The organism is Phyllobacterium trifolii, from assembly GCF_014192095.1.
Lineage (GTDB): Bacteria > Pseudomonadota > Alphaproteobacteria > Rhizobiales > Rhizobiaceae > Phyllobacterium > Phyllobacterium trifolii.
Genome location: NZ_JACHXN010000014.1, coordinates 104,366 through 128,430, shown reverse-complemented (window position 1 = coordinate 128,430; position 24,065 = coordinate 104,366). Strand labels below are relative to the sequence as shown.

The following is a 24,065-nucleotide window of genomic DNA, read 5'->3' as shown; positions in this document are numbered from 1 at the left end:
ACCGCTCTAAAGTCCATCAACCAGTAAAACCCCCAACTCAAACACACACATACGCCGCGGATACGGAGAAACCTTACCTGCGATCGATAAAATTCGCCTCCCGAGCTTAAGAAAACGATAACATGGGGGGATAGGCAGGCCAACCCGCAATAGCCAGCGCAAGGTTCTGCAGGGCTTGGCTTGTGGCAGTACGGCCACAAAAGAGCCCTCTATAAGGCAGACACGGCAATCACTTTTTGTTAGGCCTCTGTAATGACAGCTATCCAGAGACGTGGGTTTGCCTCACGCGCAATTGCGCTGCGCGCGCAAGCAAATTAGGCTATGGAGATCAGACTTGACCTCCGGAGTGAAATTTTATGAAACCCGTCTTCCTGCAGCTGCAATGCTTTCCTGGCAAAACCTATGAGGTGGCTGCTGCGCTTTTCGAACGCGAAATCGTCTCGGAGCTTTATTCGACCAGCGGCGACTACGACCTGCTGATGAAAATCTATATTCCCGAGGATCAGGATATCGGCAAGTTCATCAACGACAATGTGCTCGATATCGCCGGTATCGCCCGATCGTTGACGACGATGACCTTTACAGCGTTCTGAACCGAGACATTACGCCCCGTTTTATTCGCCAATGACCTTCCCTATGTAATCATTGGAAATAAAACTGCCCTGCTGGGCAACAAACCTCCATTCTTTTGCCATGGAAGTGGTTTTTCTATAAAGATACTTCCTCAGCAATTTATCATCAGGAATTACGCAGATGCCGCCCTATCGTTCACGTACAACCACTCATGGCCGCAATATGGCAGGGGCTCGCGGGCTCTGGCGTGCAACCGGCATGAAGGACGAAGATTTCGGCAAGCCGATTATTGCGGTGGTCAACTCATTCACACAGTTCGTGCCCGGCCATGTTCACCTGAAGGATCTCGGCCAGCTTGTCGCGCGCGAAATCGAAAGTGCGGGCGGCGTTGCCAAGGAATTCAATACGATCGCTGTCGATGATGGTATCGCCATGGGTCATGACGGCATGCTCTATTCGCTCCCCAGCCGCGAGATCATAGCTGATAGCGTCGAGTATATGGTCAATGCCCACTGCGCCGACGCGATGGTCTGCATCTCCAATTGCGACAAGATCACTCCCGGAATGCTGATGGCAGCGCTGCGGCTGAACATTCCGGTCGTGTTCGTTTCCGGTGGACCGATGGAAGCCGGCAAGGTTATCTGGGACGACAAGGAAAAGAAGCTCGATCTGGTCGATGCCATGGTTGCTGCCGCAGATGACCGCATCTCCGATGAGGAGGTCAAGGCAATCGAGCGCTCAGCCTGCCCGACCTGCGGCTCCTGCTCCGGCATGTTCACGGCAAACTCGATGAACTGCCTGACGGAGGCGCTTGGCCTTTCATTGCCGGGCAATGGCTCGACGCTCGCAACCCACGCGGATCGACGCCGTCTCTTCGTCGAGGCCGGTCACCTCGTCGTGGACCTAGCGCGCCGCTACTATGAACAGGACGACGAGACTGCACTGCCGCGCTCCATCGCATCGTTTGCCGCATTCGAAAACGCCATGACGCTGGATATCGCCATGGGCGGGTCAACGAATACGGTGCTGCATCTGCTTGCGGCCGCGCACGAAGGCGAGATCGATTTCACCATGGCGGATATCGACCGCCTGTCGCGCCGCGTTCCGGTTCTCTGCAAGGTGGCCCCCGCGGTTGCCAATGTTCACATGGAAGACGTCCATCACGCCGGCGGTGTCATGGGCATTCTGGGTGAACTCGACCGCGCCGGCCTGCTCGACACATCGGTTTACTCGGTGCATGCGGCCAATCTCGGTGCGGCGCTCGACCGCTGGGATGTCGTTCGCAGCAAGAACAAATCCGTGCATGATTTCTTCACGGCGGCGCCGGGCGGTGTGCCGACGCAGGTCGCCTTCAGCCAGGAGCGCCGCTTCGCCGATGTCGATCTCGACCGTGAAAAGGGTGTCATCCGTAACGCGGAACACGCTTATTCAAAGGATGGCGGGCTCGCGGTGCTCTATGGCAATCTCGCCGAGGATGGCTGTATCGTCAAAACAGCAGGCGTGGACGAGTCGATCCTGAAATTCTCCGGTCCCGCCCGCATTTTCGAAAGCCAGGACAGTGCAGTCCTCGGTATTCTGAATGGCGGCGTCAAGCCCGGCGATATCGTGCTGATCCGTTACGAAGGTCCCCGCGGCGGACCGGGCATGCAGGAAATGCTCTATCCGACCAGTTATCTGAAATCCAAAGGCCTGGGCAAGGCCTGTGCTCTTGTCACGGACGGACGTTTCTCCGGTGGATCGTCAGGCCTTTCCATCGGTCACGTCTCGCCGGAAGCGGCGGAAGGCGGGTTGATCGCGCTTGTTCATGAGGGCGATATCATCGATATCGACATCCCCAACCGCAAGATTCACCTTGCTGTCGATGATGCTGCCATCGCCGACCGCCGTGCTCATATGGAAGCCAAGGGCACTGCCGCCTGGAAGCCGGAAGAAAAGCGCAAGCGCAAGATCACCACTGCGCTGCGGGCATATGGCGCCATGGCAACAAGTGCTGCACGTGGCGCTGTCCGACAGATCCCGGATCATTGGGAGTAAGTATGTAAAGTGCTGATTATCTCTCCCCTTGTGGGAGAGAAAGCGATTTCAGCATTTAGCCCTTGCTAAGTGCTAGAAATCGCCAGAGAGGGGATTTGCAATCATCGTACTACCCCCTCTCTTGGATTTTCTAAGGATTTAGCAGCAAGGCTAAATCCAAGAAAATTCTTTCTCCCCCACAAGGGGGGAGATATCGCGATACCTTACTTCGCGGCGTCCGTGATTTTCGTCGTCCAGGCACCTTCGGGCTTTTTGGTGATGACCGGATCAGAACCACCGCCGAGCAATGTCTCGACGGTGCGCTCGGCGGCCGCAACATCTAGCACTCCGTCGGAACCTTCCGTCAGCTTGTTGATCTCGGCGACCATGCGTTTCTGGTGCTTTTCGGTCTGGGCGCCACTGGCGTCATTATCGAGCACGATGGTCGCGGCTTCATCCGGATTGGCGCGCGCATAGTCCCAGCCTTTCATCGAAGCCTTGACGAACTTCGCAAGCTTTTCAACCATTTTCGGATCGTCCAGGCTCTTCTGCAGGACGTAGAGACCATCCTCCAGCGTCGCCACCTTCTCGTCCTCGTACTTGAACGTCACAAGCTGATCGGCAGGTATCCCGGCGTCGATCACCTGCCAATACTCGTTATAGGTCATGGTCGAAATGCAATCGGCCTGCTTCTGGATCAGCGGATCGACATTGAAGCCCTGCTTCAGAACTGTCACGCCGTCTGGTCCGCCATCGGTCTTGAGGCCTAGGTGGTTCATCCACGACAGAAACGGATATTCATTGCCACCGAACCACACGCCGAGCGTCTTGCCTTTGAAGTCTTCCGGCTTGGTGATGCCGGTCTCCTTGCGGCAGGTCAGCATCATGCCCGAACGTTTGAACGGCTGCGCGATGTTGACGAGCGGCAAGCCCTTTTCGCGTGTCGCCAACGCCGAAGGCATCCAGTCGACCACAACATCGGCGCCACCGCCTGCAATCACCTGCGGTGGAGCAACGTCCGGCCCGCCTGGCTTGATTTCCACATCCAGCCCGGCTTCCTCGTAGAAGCCTTTGTCTTTTGCCACGTAGTAACCGGCAAACTGGCCCTGCGTGACCCATTTCAGCTGAAGTACGAGCTTATCCGCGGCAAGCGCCGAACCGGCCATCAAAGTCATGGCGACCAACCCCAGCGAAAATACGATTTTATTTTTCATGCTTTAGTTCTCCTCTGTTCTTGTTTTTAGGTTCGATAGGAAGGATGCCAGAAGGTGACGGCTCTTTCGATGAGTGTGATCAGCCCATAGGATAGCGACCCCGCAAGTGCTGCAACAAATATTTCTGCCCATACCATATCGACATTCATACGCCCGACCTCAGCCGAGATACGAAAGCCCATGCCGACAATCGGCGAGCCGAAGAATTCCGCGACAATTGCGCCGATCAGTGCCAGCGTCGAATTGATCTTCAAGGCATTGAAGATGAACGGCATGGCTGCAGGCAGGCGCAGCTTGAACAAGGTCTGCGTGTAGCTCGAACCATAGGTGCGCATGAGATCGCGCTCCATGGCGCCGGACGCGGCAAGACCGGCGACGGTGTTCACCAGCATCGGGAAGAACGTCATGATGACGACCACTGCCGCTTTCGATTCCCAGTAAGAGCCAAACCACATGACCATGATCGGTGCGATGCCAACGACGGGAAGTGCCGCAACGAGATTGCCGACCGGCAACAGGCCCTTGCGCAGGAAAGGAACGCGGTCAACGACGATAGCCGCGAGAAAGCCCGATCCGCAGCCAATCACATAGCCGGCGATCGCAGCCTTCAGGAAGGTTTGCTGGAAGTCTGCCCAGAGGGTTGGCACCGATCCGGCAATCCGCGCTGCAATCATGGAAGGCGGCGGCAGCAGGATTGCCGGTACGCCGAAGCCGCGAACGACGATCTCCCAGAGAATCAGCAACCATGCGCCGAACAGAACCGGCAGCGCGAGGTTGACCATTCGTTGCAGAGCTACGGATTTGAGCCGCAATCCAGCCAATCTTTGCACGGCGAGCCAGGCAAGCAACCATGCAGCGACCACCATACACCAATAGCCGATCTCGGGAGCCGCCATCGCAAAGGAGCCAAGCAAGCCGATCAGGAAGATTGCCGCCAAGTGGACCAGCACCAGCAGGGCGATCAAAGAACTGTTCGAAGCGGAAGCAAAAAGCGCCAGGGCGGATGCTGCGAACAGCAAGGCAGGCGTTGCAAAGAAGAAAAGACCCGGCGCGTCGGCGCCTGTCGGCAGCACCAATGACGCCGCTGCGAGCAGGAAAGCGACAATTGCGAGCGGCGAACGCTTCATGCCCGCGCTCCCATGCGCCGGTTGACGAATGTAGCGATCAAACCAATCAGGCTGACGAGAACCGCCGCCATCAGCGCCGCTACAATCAGCGCCGCCCAGATCTGGACAGTCTGGCCGTAGTAGGAACCGGCAAGCAGCCGCGCGCCGATGCCGGCCACTGCGCCAGTCGGCAATTCTCCGACGATGGCGCCGACGAGGCTGATGGCAACAGCGATCTTCATCGACGTGAAGAGATAAGGCATGGAGGCCGGCCAGCGCAGTTTCCAGAACACCTGTGCTTTTGACGCGTTATAGGTGCGCATCAGGTCGAGATACATGATCTCGGGCGACCGCAGGCCTTTCACCATGCCTACGGCGACAGGAAAGAACGACAGGTAGGTCGAAATCATCGCCTTGGGCAGCAGTCCGGTAATATTTACAGCGTTGAGCACGACGATGATCATCGGCGCGATGGCGAGGATCGGCACAGTTTGTGACGTGATGATCCACGGCATCAGGCTTTTATCGAGCGTGCGCGAATGGACGATGGCGATCGCGAGAAGAATCCCGAGAAGCGTTCCTAGGCCAAAGCCAAGCAGCGTCGATGAAAGCGTCACCCAGCCATGGTAGACGAGGCTGCGCTTGGATGTGGGGCTGATGTCGAAGACAGTCTTGCGGATTTCCGCCGCCACCTGATGCGGCGCCGGCAGGACCGGACGTTCCTGCGCCATGGTGTTCGCAATGAGCTGGCTTGTCGAAATCGTCGTATTCGCCCGCGCAGCCTGATCGCGTTCGAAAGGTGCATTGAGAATGACAGTGAATACGTACCACAGTGCGAGAATGCCGATCAGGACGGTTCCCACAGGTATAACGCTGTTGCGGACGAAGTTCATGTCGTCGTCTCCGAGCCGACCGGCTGCCAACGATAGAGGATGTCGGGGAGATTCTCCTCGTTATCGCCCTCGGTGCGGCGTATTTCCTTGAACCCCTCGCGCTCATAGAAGGCCTGAGCATCGCGGTTTGCGACGAATGCCCATAGTTCAACCGGACCGCCAGCCTCTTTCTTCGCATGATCGAGGAGCGCTTTACCGACGCCTGTACGACGTTCGCTTGCGCGTACATAGAGCGCACTGACGGTGTTGTCCGGGGCCAGCGCAACCATTCCAGCAACGTGATTGTCATTCTCGGCCACAAAGACCTGGAACCTCGAGAAGACAGTATCGCGATAAAACTCCGCGACATCTTCCTTCGGGTGAACGCGCGGCATCCATTTCGTCGCATCGATCCACGCGTTGACGATTTCCGCGCATTCGAACATGTCGCGCAGTTTGGCGGCACGAATGATCATCATGTGCCTCGCTGTAGCGTCATAGATGTGCCTGGTCGTAGGAATGGCCGTGGCGCAGACCTTCGCGAACGCGATGGGCAATTTCGAGGAACTCTGGCGATTCACGAATGTCGAGCGTACGTTCCGAACCGAGATTGCAGTCGATGACCTCGTGAATGCGTCCTGGACGCGGGCTCATTACAACGATCTTCGTGGACAGGAATACAGCTTCGGGGATGGAGTGGGTCACGAAGACCACGGTCTTCTGCGTCTTCGCCCAAAGCTTCAACAACTCCTCGTTGAGATGATCGCGGACGATCTCATCGAGCGCACCAAAGGGCTCATCCATCAGAAGAAGGTGGGGATCAAAGGAGAGCGCGCGGGCGATTGAGGCACGCTGCTGCATGCCGCCGGATAATTGCCATGGAAACTTCTTCTCAAAGCCTGAAAGATTGACCAGTTCGAGATTTCTGGCGATACGATCCTTCCGCTCCGCCTTGGGAATGCCCATCACCTCAAGCGGCAAGGAAATATTGCCGGCGATCGTCCGCCACGGATAAAGCGCGGCCGCCTGGAACACATAGCCATAGGCACGTTTTTGCCGTGCTTCGGACGGCGTCATGCCGTTGACGGAGATCGAGCCGGAGGTAGGCTGCTCCAGATCGGCGATCACCCGCAGCAGCGTGGTCTTGCCGCAACCGGAGGGGCCGATGAATGAAACGAATTCACCGCCATCAACAGAGAGGTTGATATCGGACAAGGCGTTGACCGGCCCATCATTGGTTTCGAAAACCAGTGAAAGATCTTTGACGTCGATCACGTTTTTGGCCGCTTGTGGCATTGGCTTCGCCTTGGGTCGGAGCGTGACAACGGACATGCGTCTATACACCTGCCGGAATGTTTTTCGGATCGCGCTCCACTTTACGCGGAGCCGTCAATTCCTTCCAAGTGGAAAGTGCGCGGTTTTGAGATGGGTTGGCTTCTCGTTCAACGAAACGTCCGCTGCCAGTCGGCGCCAATACTTCGCCGTCCTTGTAGGCGATGTTTCCGCGCGAGAGTGTCATGCGCGGGAGGCCGGTAACTTCAATGCCTTCGAAGACATTATAATCGATGGCTGATTTTTGCGTCTTTGCCGAGATGACCTTTTTTGCTTTGGGATCCCATATGACAATGTCCGCATCGGAGCCCGGGAGGATCGCGCCCTTTCGGGGATAGATGTTGAGTATCTGCGCAATATTCGTCGATGTTGCAGCAACAAACTCGTTCGGCGTCAGCCGCCCCGTAAGCACGCCTTTGGTCCACAGCACCGGCATGCGGTCTTCGAGCCCGCCCGTTCCGTTGGGAATCTTGGTGAAATCGCCGACACCGAAGCGCTTCTGCTCGGTCGTGAAAGCGCAGTGGTCCGTGGCAACCACCTGCAGGCTGCCGGAAGCCAGGCCAGCCCACAGACCGTTCTGATTGATCTTGTCCCGGAACGGCGGCGACATGACGCGACGCGCGGCATAATCCCAGTCTTCGTGTTTGTACTCGTTCTCGTCCAGAACGAGATGCTGAATTAGAGGCTCGCCGTAGACGCGCATCCCCTTGGCTCTCGCACGGCGAATGGCTTCATGCGATTGTTCGCAGGACACATGCACGATGTAGAGCGGCACTCCCGCTTGATCAGCGATCATAATCGCACGGTTGGCGGCCTCGCCTTCGACCTCCGGCGGGCGTGAATAGGCGTGCGCCTCTGGTCCGTTGTTGCCTTCTGCGAGCAGCTTCTGCTGCAGGTGGGCAACCACGTCGCCATTCTCGGCATGGACGAGCGGCATGGCACCGATCTCGCCACAGCGTAGGAACGAGGCGAACATCTCGTCATCGTCCACCATCAGCGCACCCTTGTAGGCCATGAAGTGCTTGAAGGTGTTGATGCCGCGCTCGACCACTTTCGGCATCTCGTCGAAAACCTGCTTGTTCCAGCTGGTGATGGCCATGTGGAAAGAATAGTCAGTGCGCGCCTTGCCCGCTTTCTGGAACCAGTCTTGCAAGGCGACCAGCAGACCATCTGCCCCCGGAAGGACGAAATCGACAACCATCGTCGTTCCGCCCGCCAGCGCCGCTGCAGTGCCTGTATCGAAATCGTCGGTGGAATGCGTTCCCATGAAGGGCATTTCGAGATGGGTATGCGGATCGATACCGCCCGGCATCAGGTAGCAGCCGGTGGCATCGATAATCTCATCGCCGAAAAGGTCCGCTCCAATAGCAGCGATAACCTCACCGTCGATCAGCACATCCGCTTTGTAGGTGCGGTCGGCAGCGATGATTGTACCGCCCTTGATCACTTTCGTAGCCATGTGTCCGTTCCCCTTTTTGGTTTTTTTGCCGAACATGTCGCTGTCTGTTTGGGCTATCGGTCAGGCTTGGATCTCCGCCTTCTTCAGAACCGCATGCAACAGGACATCGGTGCCGGCAGCAGCCCATTCCTTTGAAATATCTTCGTCCTCGTTGTGGCTGAGGCCGTCGACACATGGACACATCACCATCGACGTCGGAGCAACGCGGTTGATCCAACAGGCGTCGTGCCCCGCGCCTGAGACAATATTGCGATGGCTGTAACCAAGCCGCTCCGCCGCATTGCGCACGGCGGTCACGCAGCCTTCATCGAAGGTCACCGGATCGAAATGACCGGCCTCTTCGATCAGGATCTCCAGACCGAGCTCCTTGGCGATTTTCGGCGCCTTATCCTCAATTTCCGTCTTCATGGCCGTCAGCGTCGAAAGGTCAGGAGAGCGTATATCAACCGTAAATACGACCCTGCCGGGAATGACATTGCGCGAGTTTGGATAGACATCGACATGGCCGATTGCGCCGACAGCACTCGGCTGGTGCGCCATAGCTACAGCGTGGACGAGTTCGGTGATACGGGCCATACCAAGCCCGGCATTCTTGCGCATCGGCATCGGCGTCGAGCCTGTGTGGCTTTCCTTGCCAGTCAGTGTGATCTGCAGCCACCACAGTCCCTGCCCGTGGGTGACCACGCCAATATCCTTGCCCTCGGCTTCGAGGATCGGGCCTTGCTCGATATGCAGTTCGAAGAGCGCGTGCATCTTGCGCGCGCCGACCTTTTCATCGCCCTTCCAGCCGATGCGCTCGAGCTCGTCACCGAACTTCTTGCCCTTGGCGTCTTCGCGATTGTACGCCCACTCCTGATCGTGAATGCCGGCGAAGACACCCGAAGCCAGCATGGCCGGAGCAAAGCGCGTGCCCTCCTCATTGGTCCAGTTTACCACGACTATCGGATGCTTGGTCTTGATATTGAGATCGTTGAGCGTGCGGATCAGTTCGAGTCCGCCGAGCACGCCAAGCACGCCGTCATACTTTCCGCCCGTCGGCTGGGTATCAAGGTGACTGCCGACATAGACCGGCAGCGCATCGGGATCGGTCCCTTCGCGAGTAAAGAACATGCTACCCATGGTGTCGACGCCCATGGAAAGGCCTGCCTTCTCGCACCAGGACTGGAACAGGCGGCGGCCTTCGCCGTCTTCATCCGTCAAGGTCTGGCGGTTGTTGCCACCGCGCAAGCCCGGCCCGATCTTGGCCATCTCCATCAGGCTGTCCCAGAGACGGTCGCCGTTGATACGGAGATTTCCTGTCAGCGCCATGCTCAGAGTCCTCAATCGAGATTTTTCAAAACGTCGGCCAGCGTGTCGAAGAGGTGCTCGATCTGCCCCTTGCTGATGATCAGCGGCGGGGAAAGCGCGATGATATCGCCAGTGGTGCGGATCAGCACGCCCTTTTCATAAGCCTTGAGGAACGCCTGGAAAGCCCGCTTGGTTGGTGCACCTTCGATCGGCTCAAGCTCAATAGCGCCGATCAGTCCGAGGTTTCGGATGTCGATGACATGCGGCAGGCCCTTCAGTGCATGCAGCGCATCCTCCCAGTAACTTGAAATCTCGGAGGCGCGGGTCAGAAGGCCTTCTTCTTCATAAGTGTCGAGCGTTGCCAGCGCCGCCGCACAGGCGACGGGATGGCCGGAATAGGTATAGCCGTGGAAAAGCTCGATCATGTTTTCCGCGCCGGTCATGAAGGTTTCGTAAATCTGCTTCGATGCGAATACCGCGCCCATCGGGATGACGCCGCTGGTGATGCCTTTTGCCGTGGTGACAAGGTCTGGAACGACCCCAAAATAATCGACCGCAAACGGCGTACCGAGACGGCCAAATCCGGTGATGACCTCATCGAAAATCAACAGAATATCGTGCTTGGTGCAGATCTCGCGCAGGCGCTTCAAATAGCCCTTCGGCGGGATGAGGACACCAGTCGATCCGGCGACCGGCTCAACGATAACCGCCGCAATGTTGGAGGCATCGTGCAGTGCGATCACCTTTTCCAGGTCATCGGCAAACTCGGCGCCATATTCCGGTTCGCTTCGGGTATAGGCATTGCGTGCAAGATCGTGCGTGTGGCGGATATGATCGATACCGCCCAGCGCATTGCCAAACGCTTTGCGGTTGCCGGAAATGCCGCCGACCGAAATACCGCCGAAGCCGACGCCGTGATAGCCGCGCTCGCGGCCGATCAGCTTGACCTTGGTGCCATTTCCCTTGGCGCGATGGTATGCCAGCGCAATCTTCAGCGCCGTATCGACCGACTCCGAGCCGGAATTGGTGAAGAACACATGGTCCAGCGGCGACGGCAGCATCGCAGCGAGGCGGGCGGCAAGCTCAAAAGCTTTGGGATGGCCCATCTGAAAGGCCGGCGCATAGTCAAGCTCGGCAACCTGCTTCTGCACTGCCTCGACTATCTTTGGCCGGCCATGACCGGCATTGCAGCACCACAGCCCAGCGGTCCCGTCGAGTACCTCGCGGCCGTCATGAGATTTATAGTGCATGTCCTTGGCGCTGACCAGAAGACGAGGATTTTCCTTGAACTGGCGGTTTGCCGTAAATGGCATCCAGAACGCCTCAAGGTTATTGGTCCCGTATGCCGCTTTAGACATTGTGAAGCCTCCGAAGAGCGGATGTTACCGCTTGTTTTGTGTTCCCGAATGATTGAACTGCAGCACAATCAAAAACTTGACTACTTGGTCAAAATGCAGGCTAGAAGAGCATAGGAAGACGGTCAAGCGCTTTATAAGTCTTTAGAGCAGTTCCAGGATGCGACGAAAAGGCCCGTCTGGGCAAATGAGAGAGGGACGCTAGGAATGGCGAGGGCGGCGAGGAAGAAACTGAAAGAAGCGCCGGAAAAGACGACGCGGATTCAGGAAATCAACCGCCGACTCATCCTCGACGCGGCACTCGACGTCTTCTCGACGTATGGCTTCCGCGGCACAACGATCGACCAGATCGCCGAGCGAGCAGGCATGTCGAAGCCGAACCTGCTCTATTATTTCCCGCGCAAGCAGAACATCTATGTGACGCTGCTCGAAGAGACATTGACGGAGTGGCTGGCGCCGCTTGCCGAGATCGATGCGGAGGGCGATCCGATCGAGCAATTGCGCAAATACATTACTCTAAAGATCAACATGTCCGAGACCCATCCGGAAGCGTCGCGGTTGTTCGCCAACGAGATCCTGCATGGAGCGCCCGCCATCAGCGATTTTCTCACCAAGTATCTGAAGCCATTGGTCGATGAGAAAGCGGGCGTGATCCGTCGCTGGGTCGGTGAAGGCAAACTCGCGCCAGTGGATCCATATCACCTCATCTTCATGATATGGGCAACGACACAGCACTATGCCGATTTCGACGTGCAAGTTCGCGCGATCATGGGCAGCCAGGTCGGGCGCCCAGGCTTTAAGGAGCAAACCGCACAAGCGGTACTGAGCATTATTCTAAACGGAATCAGGCCTCGAGATTAGCGCGGCGAGCACAGATCCGTTATGAAGGCGCCCTTGGCATTTGCAGTCAAGCTGGGCTAAACGTTCACGTGATCCACGCACTGAACGAATAATTTGAGGCGCATATGGCCGATCAAGGTCAAAAAAATCGACCGGATCCGGATAAATTGCTGCAACTTGCTGCTCGCGAAACGCGCGGCAAACTGACTGTATTTCTGGGCGCTGCCCCCGGTGTGGGCAAGACATATGCGATGCTGCTTAGAGCGCGCCGTCTGAAGGAGGACGGCGCGGACATCGTTATCGGCCTTGCCGAGACCCATGGCCGGGTCGAGACGGCAGAACTGCTCGATGGACTTGAAGGTATTCCGCGCAAGCAGGTCAACTATCGCGGCAAGGTACTGGAGGAGTTCGATATCGACGCGGCGATTGCCCGCAAGCCTAAAATTATCATCGTGGACGAGCTCCCTCACACCAATGTTCCCGGCAGCCGCCATCCGAAACGTTATCAGGATATCGAGGAACTGCTGTGGCAGGGCATCGATGTCTGGACGGCAATGAATGTCCAGCATCTGGAAAGCCTGTCAGATGTCGTCACCAGCATTACCGGCGTGACTGTTCGGGAGATCGTGCCGGATATTGTCCTGAAGCGAGCCGACGATGTCTTGCTTGTCGACCTGCCGCCGGCAGAGCTCATCGCACGCTTGAAGGAGGGCAAGGTCTATCTGCCCGGCAATGCCGAGCGCGCGGCAGTGGGTTTCTTCAAACCCGCCAATCTGACGGCGCTCCGCGAACTGGCGCTCAGGCGCACAGCGGATCGCGTCGACGACCAGATGATTGATCTGTTGCGGCAGAACGCTATCGAAGGGCCGTGGGCGACAGGCGAACGGCTGCTCGTCTGCGTTGGTCCCGACAGCCTCTCCGAAAAGGTCGTTCGGACGGCCAGCCGCCTCGCATCGGGATTGAACGCCCGTTGGCTGGTGGTCTCGCTGACCCAGACCAACGACGCTGGTGGCGAAACCAGCAAACGCCTCGACAAACTTCTGGATTTGGCGGAACGGCTCGGTGCGGAAACGCGGCGAGTTATCGCGCAGGATTTTGTCGAAGAAATTTTCCGCATCGCCCGGCGCGAAAACGTCACGCAGATCGTTGTGGGTCGCCCGAAGTCAGCGCGGTTCGCCAATCCTTTCCGGCGTTCGCTGCCCGACGAGATCATTAAGCGTTTCACCGATATTGGCGTGCATATCGTCACTGGCGAGGAACAGGGCACCCCGTACGTGCCGCCGTCAATGCGCAAGCGTACCCGGCTCGAACTTGCCAAGGCAATCGCGCTTCCCGTTGCAGCCACCGGTGTGACCACACTGCTCGGTCTCGCCGCCAGCGACATCGTTCACGCTCAAAATCTGTCGATGCTTTTTCTTGTCGCCGTTATCCTTTCGGCAATGATATGCGGACGGCTTTCGGCGGTGATCGCAGCTGGCCTCGCCTTCGTTTTCTACAACTTCTTCTTCCTTGAACCGTTGCATGATCTGAGCATTGCAAAACCGCACCAACTGTTCTCGCTGATCATCTTTCTCGGCGTTGCCTTGATGATCGGGGATCTTGCCGGTCGCCTGCGCGACCAGGTCGCCCGATCGCGCAACCAGGCGAAGAATACACAGGCTCTCTATGAATTTTCGCGTAAGCTCTCCGGCACGGCACGGCTCGATGATGTTCTGATCTCCACCGCCACGCATCTACATTCGACCTTTGGAACCGGTATTGTCATCCTGATGCCTTATGATGGCGAGCTTTCGTTGCAGACGGCATGGCCGCCGGACCTGACATTGGATGGCACGGATATGACGGCGGTACGCTGGGCTTACGAGAAGAACGAACGCGCGGGTTCCGACACGGCGACGCTGCCGCAGATCGGGTGGCAGTTTTTGCCCATTCTTACTTCGAATGGCGTGGCTGGAGTACTGGGCCTGTCCACGCAGAATCGTGCGGCTCTGGGCGAGAACGACGACCGCATGCTCACCGCGATTCTCGATCAGACTGCCATCGCCATCGATCGCGCGCAGCTCGTACGCGAAAATGCTAAAACAGCCGCATTGCAGGAGAGCGATAAACTGCACACGGCACTGTTCTCATCTCTTTCACATGATCTGAAAACACCGCTTGCCTCGATTACCGGCGCGGTTACCACGCTGCGGCAGTTGGGCAGCCGCATCAAAGCCGATACGCGTGACGACCTCTTGCTTTCCATCGAGGAAGAAGCCGGGCGATTGAACCGCTTCGTAGCCAACCTGTTCGATATGACGCGGATTGAGGCCGGCACCCTCAAAGCCAACAATCTTCCCGTCGATGCGGCTGAAATTATCTTGTCTTCCATTGAGCGCACCAAAAAGCTCAAACCCGGTATTGCCATCGACACGAGCATCGCCCCGGATTTGCCCATGGTGAACGGCGATGCTTCTCTGCTCGGCCAGACCCTGTTCAACCTTTTGGACAATGCGACGAAATATGCCGGGGATGGTCCAATTGCCGTCTATGCAAAGCAGGATGGTCCGGAAGTTGCCATCAGCATCACTGATCAGGGAAGGGGTATCCCACCCAAGGATCTCGATAAGATTTTCGACAAGTTCTACCGGCGCGTCAAAGGTGACGGCCGTGCGCCGGGGACAGGGCTGGGCCTTTCCATCTCTCGCGGTTTTATTGAGTCCATGGGCGGTACGATCAAGGCAGAAAGCCCCGCCATTCGCAAGCGCGGAACGCGGTTCATTATCCGGCTCCCTGTCGCCAATTCTGACGACGAGGCGATGCCATGAACCAGCATCGTATTCTGGTCGTCGATGACGAACCGCAGATCCAGCGGTTTCTAAACCCTGCCCTCACTGCATCGGGCTACGAGGTGATCCTGGCTTCTACCGGCGCCGAGGCCGAGCGGCTGGCTGCGACCAGTGCACCGGACCTGATCATCCTCGACCTTGGCCTCCCTGACAAGGACGGCAAGGAAGTGATCGAGACGGTACGTGCGTTTTCCGAAGTGCCGATCATCGTTCTGTCGGCCCGTGACCGCGAGGCCGAAAAGATCGCGTCCCTCGATCTCGGTGCCAATGATTATGTCGAGAAGCCGTTCGGCATCGGCGAGCTGCTGGCGCGTATACGCACGGCGCTGCGGCAACAGGCGGCCGGCACGAGCGTTCCCTCACGTTTCGAAGCCAATGGACTTGTCGTTGACATGGTCAAGCGGATTGTCAGCCGTAACGGTGAGGAAGTGCACCTGACGCGCAAAGAATACCAATTGCTCGTGCATCTGGTATTACATGCGGGCATGGTGGTCACGCACCGTCAACTCCTCGCCTCGGTCTGGGGCGCTGCGCATGTGCACGATCTGCAATATCTGCGCGTCTTCGTTGGCCAGTTGCGTGCCAAGATCGAAGACGATGCCAACAACCCGCAATTCATCCGCACCGAAGCCGGTGTGGGCTATCGGTTCATCGCGGAGTGAAATGAGTCGCTCTATCCCTGCGTCGAATTGTAAGCACCACCGTCGAGCAACAGGTTCTGGCCGACGATAAAACCGGAATACTGGCTGCATAGAAAAGCCGCGGCGGCGCCGAACTCCTCTGCCGTCCCATATCGTCCGGCAGGATTTTCCGCATAGGCTTCGGCGCGCGCCTCTTCGATGGAAATACCCTTGGCTTGCGCCGTGCGCTCCAGAAAGCCCTTGGTCCGATCCGTATCATGCGATCCGGGAAGAATATTGTTGATGATCACACCATGCTTGGCCACTTGCCGCGCCGTGCCGGCAACGAAACCGGTCAGGCCATTGCGTGCAGCGTTGGAAAGCCCAAGCGAAGAGATCGGAGATTTCACCGAGCCCGACGTGATATTGAGCACGCGCCCCCATTCCCGCTCGATCATGCCGGGCAAGATCGCGTTCATTAAAAGGATCGGCGTCAGCATATTGTTGTTGATCGCCTTCAGCCATTCCTCTTCGCCCCACTCGGACCAGTTGCCCGCTGGCGGACCACCAGCATTGTTGACGAGGATATCCGGTTGCGGTTCCGCCTTCAGCAGTGCGTTGCGCCCGGTCTCCGTCGTCACGTCCTCGGCAACGATCTGAACCTTGACGCCATACTTGTCCGCAATCTCATTGGCCGTGGCGCGCAACGTCGCCTCGGTGCGCGCATTCAGCGTCAAGTCGACGCCAGCCTCGGCCAGTTTTTCCGCAACGCCGCGGCCAAGTCCCTTTGAACTTGCGCAGACGATGGCGCGCTTGCCTTTGATACCCAGATCCATGATGTCCTCGCCGGTTGTTCCCGTGTCATCCCTTATCGACAATTCCAGCATGTTTTGACAAGCTTGACCTCAAACAAAATCGTATTCGGGAAACCCAAAAGCCATGACGACATTCGGTGCAACTATTCTATGGACGCGGCCGGAAGGCGCTGCTTTCACAGACAACAAATATAGCCGGGCGCATGTCTGGCTGTTTGACGGCGGTGCCGAGGTGCCGGCTTCGTCTTCACCGCATATTGTCCGCCTGCCCTATTCCACGGCGGAGAATGTCGATCCCGAAGAGGCTTTCGTCGCGTCACTGTCGAGCTGTCACATGCTGTTTTTTCTTAGCGGCGCCGCCAGGAAGGGATTTGTCATCGACGAATACCGTGATGCCGCGGAAGGCGAACTCGCCAAGAACAATCAGGGAAGGCTCTGTGTCAGTCGCGTCACGCTGAAACCACATGTAACCTATGCTGGTGCAACGCCGGACGCAGCAACGGAGCAACACCTGCACCATGAGGCGCACGAGCAATGTTTCATTGCCAATTCCGTGCTCACCCATATCGACGTTCAGCCCGTCTGAACTCACAGGAGGAAATATCATGTCTGAACTCAAGATCGGCGATGCGATCAACACCACCTGCCCTTGGTCGGGAGATCCAATTAAGGCGGATAGCTTGACGCTTTACAACGGCGCAGTCGTCGGATTCTGCAACACGGGCTGCCGTGACAAGTTCGAAAAAGCGATCAATCATTTTGAGGCGGCGCTCCAGCGCCGAGGTTACGAAAGCGTCTAGAACTAAAAAATTCCATTGACAATTTTCCTCGATCGCAATACTTAAGCACATGCTTAACCAACAAGCACCACTCGATCTCATGTTCCAGGCGCTGGCGGATCCCTCACGCCGCATCATGGTTGAACGGTTGAGCCGCGGACCCGCCTCGGTCAGCGAACTCGCCAAACCGTTTGCCATGTCACTGCCAGCGGTGGTTCAGCATTTGCAGGTGCTGGAAGCGAGCGGACTTATCCGCTCGGAAAAGATCGGGCGCGTTCGCACCTGCCATATCGAATGGGCAGCTCTGCAAACCGCGGAAGAGTGGATGCTGGAACGGCGCAAGACCTGGGAACATCGCCTCGACAGACTGGGTGATTTTCTCGCTGATCAGGAAAAAGGATAGATCAATGACAAAACGATCCGTGACACACGACACCTTCGTCCTCGAACGCAGCTATTCGGCCTCTCCAGCGCGCGTATTTTTTGCGCTCAGCGACAAGCAGGCAAAGGCCAAATGGTTTGGCGGCCCCGACGAATGGGGCCAGGGCAAATATGAAATGGATTTCCGTGTTGGCGGGCGGGAGATCAGCAGCGGTGGTCCGAAGGGCGGGCCGGTGCACACCTTCGTAGCCGTCTACCAGGACATCGTGCCGGATGAGCGCATTATATACACCTATGACATGCACCTCGACGACAAACGCATCTCGGTGTCACTTGCGACGATCGAGCTTCGCCCCGAGGGCCACGGCACGAGGCTGGTGCTGACCGAACAAGGTGCCTATCTCGACGGCTTCGACGACCCGTCCGTGCGCATGCAAGGCATGGAAGAACTCCTGGATGCATTGGGCAGATCCCTGGAAAACACGGGCGTCAACGCTTGACCCACTGTATCAAGGCGCTTCACCCGACCCCGTGACTACGGTCTCGACAGGCGCCTTGATCCTGCCCTGGCGCTTCAACTGCTGTTCCCCGAAGAAGATGAACAGTCCCGACGCGATGATGAAGCCTGATCCGACGAGCATCGATATGCGCGGCACATCTCCGAATACCAGCCAGCCGAAGACGATCGCCCAGAAAAGCATCGTGTATTGCAGTGGCGCGACGGTCGCAGCATCGGCAACCTTCAGCGCCCGGTTTACCAGTACGTGCGCGAGCATGGCGACAACGCCAAGCAATGCCAGCAGAACGAGGTCGCGCAGGCTAACCGGCGTCCACGCGAAGCTGACAGCGACCAGACCCGCAAGTCCGGCGCCGACGATCTGCCAGAAGACCAGCGTTGTATCGGGGGTGCCGCGAAGCGAACGTCCAAGCAGCAGCATGAATGCAAAGAACATGCTGCCAAGAATGGAGATGATCGCCTGCGGGGTCAGCGCTTGCGACGAGGGCTCGAGTGCAATCACCACGCCGACAAAGCCGACGATGATGGCGGTCCAGCGTCTCCAGCCCACAGGTTCCTTCAATACGAAAGGGGAGATGGCCGCCACATAGATCGGCGCGGCCAGCCAATAGGTCATGACATCGGCGAGCGGCAGATAAACAACGGCGAAATAGAAGGCGAAGACTTCTGCCGTGGAAAGAATAACGCGTGCCACCTGCAGCCAGGGTCGATCGACCTGCACGATCTTTGCCGGTCCGTTGAACCAAAGAAATGGCGCAAGCACGATGAGTGCTGCGATGCTGCGGATGAAAACCACCTGGCCAACGGAATAGGTCGATACGAGCCATTTGCCCATGACGTCGTTGAGCGAGAACATCAACATACCGAGGAGCATAAGCAGGACGCCGCTGCGTGCTGCCGAGGATATGGACGCGCTAAAAAAGCGCGCCGGAGCGGTGGTCATGGGCCGTTTCCTGGATCGAGATGTTTTTCGATTGCTTTGGGCTATTTTCCGCAGCCAATCCAGCCGAAAAGCACTAAAATCGAAAAACTTTTATGAACCCAAGAGGGTTTCCAGCTGCTTGGCGCATGCTCGCAGCGGCTCGGCGCTCTGGCTCGCCTTGGCCATCGCCATGGCCCCGGAATAACTCGCGACCACCAATGTCGCGAGATCATGTGCCCGCGATGCGTCGAGATCCGGCCTGTCGGCTCGCAATCTGAGTGAGAGGGCCGAGCGCCAGCGGTCGAAGACAGTATTGACCGCTTCGCGAAAATCCGTATCCGCCAGCGATAATTCCAGCGCCAGATTGTTCAACGGGCAGCCAGATACCGCGCGGTTGCGCTCCAGCGTATCGGCCACGCCAGTAAAAACCGCACGAATGCCAGCAGCGGCGGAGGTGGCGGTCATGATGGGCTGGATCGCGGTCTCGTCCACTTCCTTCGCCACACGTTCGGCAATGACAGCGAGGCCGAGGGTCTTTTTCGTCGCGAAATGATGATGTAGCGCGCCACCGGTCGTCGCTGCGCCCCGCACCACATCATGGACGCTGGTCGCGTTATAACCGTTTCGCTGGAAGAGATCGGCAGCAACGTCGAGAATGCGTGTACGCATTGCCTGCGGATTGTTGATGCGTCTGGGCCGTTCAATTGTGTCTTGCGTCATGATGCGCCTTTCAAAACTTAAAATAACAAATTGACAAAACAGGACAACCGGTTTTATTAAAACAGGACAACCTGTTTGTTTTGGGAGGAACATTTCATGGCTACCGCCAAACTTGCGCAAAAACTCGACAGTGAACTCCATAGTCCAATTGTGGAACTGCGCCGCTATACATTGCATCTGGGACGGCGCGACGATTTGATTTCGCTCTTCGATACGCATTTTCTGGAAAGTCAGGAATTATGCGGCATGAAGATCATCGGCCAGTTTCGCGATATCGATGATCCCGACGCCTTTGTCTGGCTACGCGGTTTCGGTGACATGCAGGCTCGCCACCAGGCGCTGACTGCCTTCTATGACGGTCCCATCTGGGCCGCGCATCGCAACGCGGCCAACGATACCATGATCGACTCGGACGACGTTCTTCTGCTGTGCCCCCTCGGCCGCGACGGCGGTTTTGCCCTTCCACACGAACGTCCTGGACGTACTTCAGGAGAAACCTCGCCTGCAATCATAGAAGCTGCTACGTATAAGCTAAAAACGTCGGCCGAGGGCTTTATCGCCTTCTACGACGATGTCCTTTCTCCCATTCTGCGCGCCGCGGGCAACCACGCTATTGCAACCTTCTCTTCCGAACACAGCCCGAACACCTTCACACGCTTGCCCGTGCGCCTCGGTGAGAATGTCGTCGTGGCTTTCTCACGTTTCGATTCAGCCGATGACCAATCGGCATACAGAGATTTGCTCGATGACAATCCGGCATGGCGGGCAGTGCAACAGCGGTTTGCAACCCATCTGATAGCACCGCCGACCATCGCGCGCCTCTCGCCAACCGCAAGATCATTATTGAGATAGGCATACGGGTTGCCAAAAAACTTGAGATCAGGGGTTTGCATATCGGTGGAATTCAACTATATGACGACCCGCACCGGCCAATGCTGCCAGCATTTTTTTGGGGAATAGGTTAACGGTAGACCCACGGACTCTGACTCCGTTAGTCCTGGTTCGAATCCAGGTTCCCCAGCCAGCAAAATTAATCATTTCTCGCAAACGATTTTGGCGCTTCGGTCCGCTCCAGCGGATGTCGCGCATTTATCGCTCCCGGAACATCTGCACACCCGCGTTGTCATGCCCGGTGAAAAGCGTTACACGAGCGATAAAGCCCAACGCCGACGTTTGCGCTCAGCAGTGGTGTCCCGGATCTCAACAACGATGATATTCCCATGACAAGTTTGAAGTTTGGAACAAGCGGGCTTCGCGGCCTGGTAACAGAACTGCCGGATCAGGTTTGCCGCGCCTATACGCTGGCGTTTCTCAAACATATGCAAAGCGCTCACGCAGCTCCTGCCGTTATGCTCGTCGGATATGATCTGCGATCAAGCAGCCCGCAGATCGCCGCTGCCTGCATTTCCGCGGCGCAGGAATTTGGCGTGGCCGTCGAAAACTGCGGCCCGGTACCGACGCCGGCGCTTGCCTTCCGCGCGATGAGCCTGAAGGTGCCGGCCATCATGGTGACAGGCAGCCACATTCCGGCAGATCGCAACGGGCTGAAGTTCTATCGACCCGATGGTGAAATCGACAAGGCCGACGAGGCCGGCATTCTTGCCGCGCTCGACATGGAAACGGCCGCGCTCATATCCTCGCCTGAACCTTTGCCGGTCGCATCGGAAGCGCTGGAAAACTACATCAGGCGCTGCGCTTCTCTTCTCGCACCGAAATCCTTGGCTGGACTACGGATAGGCGTCTATCAGCATAGCTCGGTCGCGCGCGATTTGATGGTGACCATCTTGCAAGACTACGGCGCGGACGCGGTTGCGCTCGCCCGTTCAGAGGTCTTCGTGCCAGTCGATACCGAAGCGTTGCGGCCGGAAGACGTTGAATTTGCCCATGCAGCTGCCAAAAAGTACAAGCTTGACGCCCTGGTTTCCACGGACGGCGATGCCGACCGCCCACTCATCGCCGACGAGCAAGGCGCGTTTTTGCGCGGAGATAGCGTCGGGCTTCTGACCGCGCACTTTCTGCATGCGGATGCGGTCGTCACCCCTGTGACCTCGAATACGGCGATCGAACTTAGCAGCCTGTTTTCAAAGGTTTATCGCACACGCGTCGGCTCGCCATATGTCATTGAGGGCATGGAACAGGCCGGCAAGGACGGCTACCAGCGCGTCGTCGGTTTCGAGGCCAATGGCGGTGTTCTGCTGGGTTCGCAAGTCACCGCGGATGGCGGACGTCTCGACGCCTTACCGACGCGCGACGCGATGCTTCCCATGCTTGCTGTCTTGGGCGCGGCTGCAAAAGAAGGTGTTGCACTGTCGAAGCTGCTCGACAGTTTGCCAGCGCGATTTACACGCAGCGGCCGCCTCGAACATGTCGATGCGAGCCAGAGCGGACCTTTCCTGCAAAATCTGGGTGACGGTAACTACCGGGAAAGTTTTTTTGCGGAGCTCGGAACGATCAAGGAAAACGATACTATCGACGGTGTTCGTATTGTGCTTGTGACCGGCGAGGTGGTCCACTATCGCGCCTCAGGCAACGCACCCGAGTTGCGCTGCTATGCGGAAGCGGCAACGGACGAGCGGGCCGAGGAGCTTTTGCAGTGGGGCTTGAAACGGGCGCGGGAGACACTGGTTTCGGGCTAGGGTCAGAACACTTTCATCGTATGCTGCGTGAAGAAAATCCCGGCTGAGCGTACAAATTGCCAAATATGCCAAAGACCTTTGTCAGCCGCGCGTCCACCTTCGTGGACGATCCTGACTGTTGGAACATAGGCGATGCGCGCAATTTCCGCTGTGCGGAGCGAGACGTCGAAGTCTTCGAAATACAGCAAGTAACGCGGATCGAACCCCTTCAACTTCGTGTAGACGTCGCCCCGGAAAAACATGAAGCAGCCGCTGACGATTGGCGGATCCCATGCGATGGAATTGGCCGGCTGATCATGCATCTCATACCTGTCGAGGCGCTTGTGAAACCAGGATTTGAGCCAGCTCGGCGCAAACCCGCGCAGCAGAAGATCGAACAGCGTGGGATATCGTTTGCACAGGTATTGTTTGCTGCCATCGGGATTGAATGCCTGCGGGGTAAGTAGGCCACATTCCGCGTTGTCACGCATGAATGACAGTGCCTGTTTGATCGCGTCCTGCTCCATCTCGACATCCGGATTGAGCACCAGATGATATTTGCCCGTATGGCCCAATACCAGATTATTGGCTCGACCGAAGCCTACATTGCCCTGGCCTGAAATGATTTCGCAAGGCAGATCGCCACACGCGGCAACGAGCCAGGCATGGTCGGAAGGCCCGGGCGAATTATCGACGATGGTGAGTTTCACTTGCAATGGCGGCAGGCTACCAAGCGCATTCCGCAAGCTTTGCAACGTCCTGAGGACAGTCGGTCGGTCGGGTTTGAAGATGACGATACAGACCGTGAGCTCGATATCCTGCGGTTCAGCCATTGCCGGTCCTCTTTCCCATCTTGCCAAAAAGGCCGTGAAAGATACCGATTGTCATCATTTTGGCATGCTGAAGCCGGGGCACGGTTATAAGGCTGTAGAATATATACTTTCGCAGCAGGCGGGACCCGTCCACGACCTTCCAGTTGAACCGCAACCACGGCTGACGGTAGAGCCAAATCGCATTTCTGAAATGGTAATAGTGCCTCAACGGACTATGAACGGGGATTTGCCTGCCGAGAAACAAGATCGGTTCATCGCCAAGGTCATGCTTCATGAGCGCCGCGCAAACCCCGAAGGAGCGATAACCCTTCTGCTGCGCCCGCAGACCCCACTCGATATCCACATAGTCGATGAACAATTCCTCCCGCATACCACCAACGTCATCGAGCGTTGACATCGGGATGAGACAGCCAGATGCGATCAGATAGTCGACATCCACAACAGCATCGGGTGTCACGCAGGCCTGCCGCTCCAGCCGGAAGCCATTTGTCCGGATAAAAGGCGGCGGGTTGTTCTGGCGGGTGTCTTGATATCGCGGGCCAACACATCCGAGATTCACGCCCTCGGACATCTGCGCTTTTGCAGCCGCCAGCAGCGTCGCCACCATGTCGGGCGCGGGGAGACTATCCTGATCAAGGAGCAGCACAAATCCCGATCCATGCGCACGTGCCTGTTCGATGCCGACGTTCTGCGCTTTGGCGATGCCCAGATTATCGCCGAGCGTTACAAGGTCGACATGGACATCCTGTTCACGCAGCCACGTTCCGATATCGGCTTTCGAGCCGTTGTCGACGATGATCACCGAGCCGAGTTGCGGAACGATTGCATCGAGTAACGATTTCAGGCCTTTGAAGTCAGGATTATAGGTGACGATAATGCCGCTGACTTCTGGCTGGCGTTCAATTTGCATTTCAAACCCATGATTCGCTATCTGGTGCGATCGCGCTACAAAAAATGTTATCTGTTGGAAGCAAAACGAACTGA

At 57.3% G+C, this 24,065-nt stretch carries 24 protein-coding genes and 1 tRNA gene; 12 read left to right on the top strand and 13 right to left on the bottom strand.

All coding sequences use genetic code 11. The features are described from left to right. Positions 1 to 356 precede the first annotated feature (356 nt). Positions 357 to 593, top strand: coding sequence for an Lrp/AsnC ligand binding domain-containing protein (locus FHS21_RS20220; protein WP_112529695.1), 237 nt, complete (start codon positions 357 to 359; stop codon positions 591 to 593). 160 nt (positions 594 to 753) lie between these two features. After that, positions 754 to 2,607, top strand: coding sequence for a dihydroxy-acid dehydratase (ilvD, locus tag FHS21_RS20215; protein ID WP_112529693.1), 1,854 nt, complete (start codon positions 754 to 756; stop codon positions 2,605 to 2,607). Positions 2,608 to 2,810: 203 nt separating this feature from the next. Here the strand turns inward: ilvD and FHS21_RS20210 are convergent, their stop codons facing one another. From FHS21_RS20210 to aptA, 8 genes are read right to left on the bottom strand one after another with little or no spacing between them, the layout of a single operon-like run. Then, a complete protein-coding gene (locus tag FHS21_RS20210; RefSeq protein ID WP_112529690.1) occupies positions 2,811 to 3,800 on the bottom strand; it encodes an ABC transporter substrate-binding protein in 990 nt (329 codons plus the stop codon). 26 nt (positions 3,801 to 3,826) lie between these two features. Further along, positions 3,827 to 4,927, bottom strand: a complete 1,101-nt coding sequence (locus tag FHS21_RS20205) for an ABC transporter permease (protein ID WP_112529688.1) — start codon at positions 4,925 to 4,927, stop codon at positions 3,827 to 3,829. Beyond that, positions 4,924 to 5,799: an ABC transporter permease gene (locus FHS21_RS20200; protein ID WP_183663793.1), complete on the bottom strand. Its 876-nt coding sequence runs from the start codon at positions 5,797 to 5,799 to the stop codon at positions 4,924 to 4,926. The genes FHS21_RS20205 and FHS21_RS20200 overlap by 4 nt, the downstream gene beginning before the upstream one ends. After that, the gene (locus FHS21_RS20195) at positions 5,796 to 6,257 is read right to left on the bottom strand and encodes a GNAT family N-acetyltransferase (RefSeq protein WP_112529683.1); all 462 of its coding nucleotides are present in this window, start codon (positions 6,255 to 6,257) and stop codon (positions 5,796 to 5,798) included. Before FHS21_RS20195 ends, FHS21_RS20200 begins: the two co-directional genes overlap by 4 nt. A 16-nt stretch (positions 6,258 to 6,273) precedes the next feature. Beyond that, complete coding sequence (locus FHS21_RS20190) at positions 6,274 to 7,074, bottom strand: ABC transporter ATP-binding protein (RefSeq protein ID WP_246411118.1); 801 nt, start codon at positions 7,072 to 7,074, stop codon at positions 6,274 to 6,276. Positions 7,075 to 7,114: 40 nt separating this feature from the next. Further along, on the bottom strand, positions 7,115 to 8,569 hold the full coding sequence (gene hydA, locus FHS21_RS20185) for a dihydropyrimidinase (protein WP_183663791.1): 1,455 nt from the start codon (positions 8,567 to 8,569) through the stop codon (positions 7,115 to 7,117). Between the two features lie 60 nt (positions 8,570 to 8,629). Beyond that, positions 8,630 to 9,877, bottom strand: a complete 1,248-nt coding sequence (locus tag FHS21_RS20180) for a Zn-dependent hydrolase (RefSeq protein ID WP_112529679.1) — start codon at positions 9,875 to 9,877, stop codon at positions 8,630 to 8,632. Between the two features lie 11 nt (positions 9,878 to 9,888). After that, positions 9,889 to 11,214, bottom strand: a complete 1,326-nt coding sequence (gene aptA / locus FHS21_RS20175) for an omega-aminotransferase AptA (RefSeq protein ID WP_183663789.1) — start codon at positions 11,212 to 11,214, stop codon at positions 9,889 to 9,891. A 204-nt stretch (positions 11,215 to 11,418) separates the two neighbouring features. On the opposite strand from aptA, the gene rutR reads away from it, so the two are divergent. From rutR to FHS21_RS20160, 3 genes are all read left to right on the top strand, one after another. Then, positions 11,419 to 12,072, top strand: a complete 654-nt coding sequence (gene rutR / locus FHS21_RS20170; protein WP_112529674.1) for an HTH-type transcriptional regulator RutR — start codon at positions 11,419 to 11,421, stop codon at positions 12,070 to 12,072. 104 nt (positions 12,073 to 12,176) lie between these two features. Then, on the top strand, positions 12,177 to 14,858 hold the full coding sequence (locus FHS21_RS20165; RefSeq protein WP_183663787.1) for an ATP-binding protein: 2,682 nt from the start codon (positions 12,177 to 12,179) through the stop codon (positions 14,856 to 14,858). Then, positions 14,855 to 15,541, top strand: a complete 687-nt coding sequence (locus FHS21_RS20160) for a response regulator (RefSeq protein WP_112529670.1) — start codon at positions 14,855 to 14,857, stop codon at positions 15,539 to 15,541. Before FHS21_RS20165 ends, FHS21_RS20160 begins: the two co-directional genes overlap by 4 nt. Before the next feature lie 11 nt (positions 15,542 to 15,552). Here FHS21_RS20160 and FHS21_RS20155 read toward each other — a convergent pair whose 3' ends face one another. Then, positions 15,553 to 16,335: an SDR family oxidoreductase gene (locus FHS21_RS20155; RefSeq protein WP_112529759.1), complete on the bottom strand. Its 783-nt coding sequence runs from the start codon at positions 16,333 to 16,335 to the stop codon at positions 15,553 to 15,555. A 103-nt stretch (positions 16,336 to 16,438) separates the two neighbouring features. Here FHS21_RS20155 and FHS21_RS20150 point away from each other — a divergent pair, with 103 nt between their 5' ends. From FHS21_RS20150 to FHS21_RS20135, 4 genes are read left to right on the top strand one after another with little or no spacing between them, the layout of a single operon-like run. Beyond that, the gene (locus FHS21_RS20150) at positions 16,439 to 16,900 is read left to right on the top strand and encodes an OsmC family protein (RefSeq protein WP_112529668.1); all 462 of its coding nucleotides are present in this window, start codon (positions 16,439 to 16,441) and stop codon (positions 16,898 to 16,900) included. A 19-nt stretch (positions 16,901 to 16,919) separates the two neighbouring features. Beyond that, entirely contained in the window at positions 16,920 to 17,114 is a 195-nt protein-coding gene (locus tag FHS21_RS20145; protein ID WP_112529666.1) for an eL24 family ribosomal protein, read from the top strand. Positions 17,115 to 17,163: 49 nt separating this feature from the next. After that, on the top strand, positions 17,164 to 17,496 hold the full coding sequence (locus tag FHS21_RS20140) for an ArsR/SmtB family transcription factor (RefSeq protein WP_112529664.1): 333 nt from the start codon (positions 17,164 to 17,166) through the stop codon (positions 17,494 to 17,496). Positions 17,497 to 17,500: 4 nt separating this feature from the next. Beyond that, complete coding sequence (locus FHS21_RS20135) at positions 17,501 to 17,974, top strand: SRPBCC family protein (protein ID WP_112529662.1); 474 nt, start codon at positions 17,501 to 17,503, stop codon at positions 17,972 to 17,974. A 9-nt stretch (positions 17,975 to 17,983) separates the two neighbouring features. Here FHS21_RS20135 and FHS21_RS20130 read toward each other — a convergent pair whose 3' ends face one another. Both FHS21_RS20130 and FHS21_RS20125 read right to left on the bottom strand, forming a co-directional pair. Then, positions 17,984 to 18,934: a DMT family transporter gene (locus tag FHS21_RS20130; protein ID WP_183663785.1), complete on the bottom strand. Its 951-nt coding sequence runs from the start codon at positions 18,932 to 18,934 to the stop codon at positions 17,984 to 17,986. Between the two features lie 90 nt (positions 18,935 to 19,024). Then, entirely contained in the window at positions 19,025 to 19,633 is a 609-nt protein-coding gene (locus FHS21_RS20125) for a TetR/AcrR family transcriptional regulator (protein WP_112529658.1), read from the bottom strand. A 96-nt stretch (positions 19,634 to 19,729) separates the two neighbouring features. On the opposite strand from FHS21_RS20125, the gene FHS21_RS20120 reads away from it, so the two are divergent. The 3 genes from FHS21_RS20120 to FHS21_RS20110 all read left to right on the top strand — a co-directional run bounded on the left by FHS21_RS20120 (position 19,730) and on the right by FHS21_RS20110 (position 22,269). Then, entirely contained in the window at positions 19,730 to 20,485 is a 756-nt protein-coding gene (locus tag FHS21_RS20120) for an NIPSNAP family protein (RefSeq protein WP_183663783.1), read from the top strand. A 98-nt stretch (positions 20,486 to 20,583) separates the two neighbouring features. Further along, positions 20,584 to 20,657, top strand: a tRNA-Gln gene (locus FHS21_RS20115). Positions 20,658 to 20,847: 190 nt separating this feature from the next. After that, positions 20,848 to 22,269, top strand: a complete 1,422-nt coding sequence (locus FHS21_RS20110; RefSeq protein WP_312879905.1) for a phosphomannomutase — start codon at positions 20,848 to 20,850, stop codon at positions 22,267 to 22,269. A gap of 2 nt (positions 22,270 to 22,271) precedes the next feature. Here FHS21_RS20110 and FHS21_RS20105 read toward each other — a convergent pair whose 3' ends face one another. Together FHS21_RS20105 and FHS21_RS20100 are read right to left on the bottom strand one after the other, a co-directional pair. Further along, positions 22,272 to 23,081 (bottom strand): glycosyltransferase, encoded by an 810-nt coding sequence (locus tag FHS21_RS20105; protein WP_112529652.1) that lies wholly within the window; start codon positions 23,079 to 23,081, stop codon positions 22,272 to 22,274. Then, positions 23,074 to 23,991: a glycosyltransferase family 2 protein gene (locus tag FHS21_RS20100; protein WP_112529755.1), complete on the bottom strand. Its 918-nt coding sequence runs from the start codon at positions 23,989 to 23,991 to the stop codon at positions 23,074 to 23,076. The genes FHS21_RS20105 and FHS21_RS20100 overlap by 8 nt, the downstream gene beginning before the upstream one ends. Positions 23,992 to 24,065: the final 74 nt, after the last annotated feature.